Source organism: Streptomyces sp. NPDC059456, assembly GCF_042750055.1.
GTDB lineage: Bacteria > Actinomycetota > Actinomycetes > Streptomycetales > Streptomycetaceae > Streptomyces.
Genome location: NZ_JBHYVA010000707.1, coordinates 1 through 4,353, shown reverse-complemented (window position 1 = coordinate 4,353; position 4,353 = coordinate 1). Strand labels below are relative to the sequence as shown.

Sequence of the window (4,353 nt, the reverse complement as noted above, 5' to 3'; positions counted from 1 at the left end):
GCCGGAAGGTGGGGCCGGGGTGGCGCGGGGGCTGTTGCGGGAGGCCGAGGAGGCCCTGCGGGACCCCTCGCCCGACGCCGCGGTCCGCGTGGAGGCGCTGGCCGTCGCCGCGGACGCCGCGGCCCGGTTCGACGCGGAGCTCGCCGCCCGGCTGCTCGCCGACGCCGAGGTCCTCGCGTGGACCGGCGGTGGGGGCGACGGCGGGCGGGTGGCCCGGCTGCTGACCGCGCTGGCCCGCGGCACCGCACCGCACGCCCCGGCGCGGGCCCGGCGGCTGCTGACCGACGCCCAGCAGGCGCTGTTCACGGTGTTCGGCTCCGACCGGGAGGCTCCGCTGCGCGCGCTGACGGAGGAGCTGATCACCGTGGCTCCCGAGCAGGCCTCCCAGATCGCCGGGTTCCACCTCGGCGGGCGCCCGGCGCCCGGCGGGCTCCGGGCCCGGATCGAGGCGGCCCTCGCCGCGGCCCGGCCCGCCGAGGCCGAGCGCCGGCTGGCCGGGATACCGGACCCGGGCCTGCGCGCGACGGCCACGTACGACATGGTGCTGGCCGTCGCCCCGCGGGACCTGGAGAACGCCCTGCGCCTGAGCGAGCGGATCGGTTCCGCCGGGGCCCGGCTGCTGGCGCTGTGCCAGGTGGCCGGGGACCGGGCCGCGGCCGGGGATCCCGCGGGCGGGGCCCGGGCCCTGGAGCAGGCCGAGGCCGGGCTGCCCGAGGTACTGGAGGAGCGGGCCGCCTGGCTGCGCGAGGAGGCGGCTCACCACGAGGCCCGCGGCGAACGCGTACCGGCGGAGCGGCTGCGCACGCGGGCCGGCGCCCTCCTGCGCAGCCGTCCGGGGACGGCCGGGGACGAGAAGGCCGACCACGCCCTGGCCGCGCTCGCGGCGGCCCGGGACCGGGTGGCGCGGGCGGCGCGCCCCGCGCTGGATCCGGCACGGGCGCGGGAACGGGCCGAGCGGGCCCGTGCCCTGCCCGAACCGGCGGACCGGGCCCGCGCGCTGGCCCGGATCGCCCGGGACTGCGTGGCCACGGCCGGTACGCCCTGGCTGCCGGAGGTGGCGGCCGGGGCGGGCAGCCCCCCGCCGCGCGCGCTGACGACGCTCGCCGAGCGGACCGCGGCCCTGCGGCCGGCGGACGCGGACGGGCGCCGCTGGCGGCAGAGCGGCCGCCCGGAGGCCCTGCACTGCGCCGGGGACGGCCTGGTGTGGCGCTCGGGCGCCGAAGTGGGCTGCGTACGGGCCGACGTGGGGGCGACCCGCTGGACGGCCCACGCCGACGAGGGCGTGATCGCGCCGCTGCTGCCCGGCGCCGGGCGGCTGCTGGTGTCCTGCGTGGCGGACGCCGCCACGGTGTACGTCGACGTGCGCCGGGACGGCGGGTCCGGGGCCCGGGTGGTGGCGCGGGAGCCGCGCGACGGCCGGGTGCGCTGGTGGCGGGACCTGCCGCGGGCGGGTGAACTGCGCAGCGCCGGGCCGGTGCTGGTGCACGAGGCGCGGGGCGACCTGACCGTGCTGCGGGCGGCCACGGGCGAGGTCGTGTGGCGGCGCTCGCTGTCGGAGGCCACCCGGACCGTGGCGGCGACGGACGACTGCCTGGTGCTGACGGACGGCCGGTGGCTCCGGGCGCTGCACCTGTCGGGCGGCGGGCGGATGTGGTCGCAGCTGCGCGGCTCGGAGGCCTTCGACCGCGAGCCCGGCCTCCGGGCGGTGCACGTGCTGGACGGCGGACTCGTCCGCGCCGTGGACCGCGGTACGGGCCGGGAGCTGTGGCAGTTCGCCGTGGGCGTCCCGGCGGCGCGTCTGCTGGTCGAGCAGGGCACGGTGTACGCGGCGGGGCACCGGCGGGAGCAGGGCGGGGACCTGGTGTACGCGCTCGACGCGCAGACGGGGGCGCTGCGCTGGCAGCGGACCGTGGTCCGGCGCGAGGGGACGGTGTGCGCGCTCGAACTGCTCGGCCTGCGGGCGGGCGGTCTGTACGTGAAGGCCGCGCGCGGGGGCCGGCGCGGGCGGCTGGGCCGGGAGTCGGGCCCGTTCGTCGCCGTTCTGGATCCGGCGACGGGCCGCGGGCGCCGCCGGTGGGAGCAGCCCGCGCTCGCCGACGGGGACGCGCTGGTGGTCGGCGACCACCTGGTGCTGTCCCGCCCGGAACTGGCGGCGTACGCCCTCCCGTGACGGGCCCCGGAACCCCGGGGTCCTCCGGGTGCGGGTGGGCACGGCCGCCCATACCCTCCCAAATGTGAGGGCGCCCAGGAGCAGGACGACGCGACGCACCACCACCGGGATGTCCGTACGGGCCGGACTGGTGCTGGCCGCCGCACTGCTGGGGCTCGGCGGCTGGGGGGTGGCCGCGGCGCCGGCCGTCCGGGCCGAGGACCCCGTCACCTTGTCCTCCCAGGGGCAGATCACCGACCGCGTGGGCGCCCTCGGTGACCGCAAGGCCGCCGTCACCGCCGCGCTGGACAAGCTGTACGCCGACCACCGGATCCAGCTGTTCGTGACGTACGTGCACGATTTCTCCGGGCGTTCCGCGCAGAGCTGGGCGGACGCCACCGCGCAGAAGAACGGCCTCGGCCAGGACGACGTGCTGCTGGCCGTGGCGACCGGGGCGCGCCAGTACGCCTATTCGGCCGACGTGGACTCCGGTTTCACGCAGGCGCAGCTCGCGGACGTGGCCCGGACGGCCATCGAGCCCGCGCTGCGGCAGAACGACTGGGCGGGCGCCGCGATCGGCGCCGCCGACGGGTACGGCGCCGTGCTCTCGGGCAGGCCCGTGCCCGTGCCGGCCGTCACCCCGGGCGTGGCGGACCCCGGCGGGGACTCGGGCGAGGGCGGCGGGGCCGGGGACTACGTGCTCCCGGTGGCCGTCGTCGGTGCGGCCGGCGCCCTCGGGGCGTACGCGTACCGTCGCCGCAGGCGCGGGGGCGGGGGCGGCGCCGGGACGACGGGCTGGGGCGCGCAGCCGGCGACCACGACCGTGCTCCCGCTGCCCGAGCTGGACGCCAAGGCGAAGGCCCTGCTGGTGGAGACCGACGACGCGATCCGCACCAGCACCGAGGAGCTCGGCTTCGCCGCGGCGCAGTTCGGCGACGCGGCGGTCGCCGCCTTCACCGAGGCCGTCGCCTTCGCGCAGAGCGGGCTGACGGCCGCGTTCCGGCTGCGCCAGCAGCTCGACGACGCGTACCCGGAGGACGATCCGACGCGGCGGCGGATGCTCGACGAGATCGTGGCGCGCTGCACCGAGGCGAACCGGCGCCTGGACGCCGAGTCGGCGGACTTCGACCGGCTGCGGGACCTGGAGAAGAACGCCCCGCAGGCACTCGCCACGGTGGAGGGGCACGTCCGCGACCTGACGGGCCGTACGACGACGGCCGAGGCGACCTTGACGGCCCTGGCGGGCCGGTACGCGGATTCGGCGTCCGCGCCGGTGGCCTCCAACGCCGAACAGGCCAGGGACCGGCTGCTCTTCGCGACGGCCGGCCTGGGCGAGGCCCGGGCCGCGGTCGACGGCGGCGACAACGGGAAGGCGGCCGTGCACGTACGGGCCGCCGAAGGTGCGGTGGACCAGGCGGCGACGCTGGTCGACGCGGTGGAGCGGCGGGCGCAGGAGCTGGCGGAGGCCGCCGGGAAACTGCCCGGGGCGCTCACCGAGACGGACACCGACCTGGCCGATGCCCGCGGCCTGCTGACCGGCACCGCGGACGGTACCTCCACGGCGGACCTGCGGGGCCGGATCGGCAGGGCGGAGGCGGTCCTGGCCGACGTACGGCGGGAGCGGGCGGCCGGCCGGTACGACCCGATCGACGCGCTGCGCCGGGTGGAGGAGGCCGATGCGGTGCTCGACGAGGCGCTGGCCGGGGCCCGGGAGCGCGAGAGCGGCCGGCAGCGGGCGGCCGCGCTGCTGGACCAGGCGACGCTGGCGGCGCGCAGTGCGATCGGGGCGGCGGCGGACTACATCACGACCAGCCGGGGCGCGGTCGGCAGCGAGGCCCGCACGCGGCTGGCGGAGGCGCAGCGGCGGCTGGAGCGGTCGGCGTCGCTGGCGGGTACGGACCCGGCGGGCGCGCTGGCGCAGGCGCAGCAGGCGGACGGGCTGGCACGGCAGGCGCAGCAGCTGGCCGAGGAGGACGTACGGGCGTACCGGAACCCGTACGGGGGCGGCGGGCAGCAGCGGCAGGGCGGTGGCATGGGCGGCGCGGTCCTCGGCGGGATCATCCTGGGCGAGATCCTGCGCGGCGGCCGCGGCGGCGGGGGCTTCGGCGGCGGCTCCGGAGGCGGGGGCTTCGGCGGCGGCTCCGGAGGCGGGGGCTTCGGCGGCGGGGGCTTCGGCGGGGGCGGGGGCCCCGGCGCCGGCTCGC

General features: G+C 79.5%; 2 protein-coding genes. Both read left to right on the top strand.

The window, feature by feature from the left end; translation table 11 throughout:
- Positions 1–2,170, top strand: a 2,170-nt coding sequence (locus ACFXA3_RS36855) for a PQQ-binding-like beta-propeller repeat protein (protein WP_385194595.1), incomplete at its 5' end; no start/stop codon positions are given.
- Between the two features lie 109 nt (positions 2,171–2,279).
- Positions 2,280–4,353: TPM domain-containing protein (locus tag ACFXA3_RS36850; protein ID WP_385194597.1), on the top strand; the 2,074-nt coding region annotated here is incomplete at its 3' end.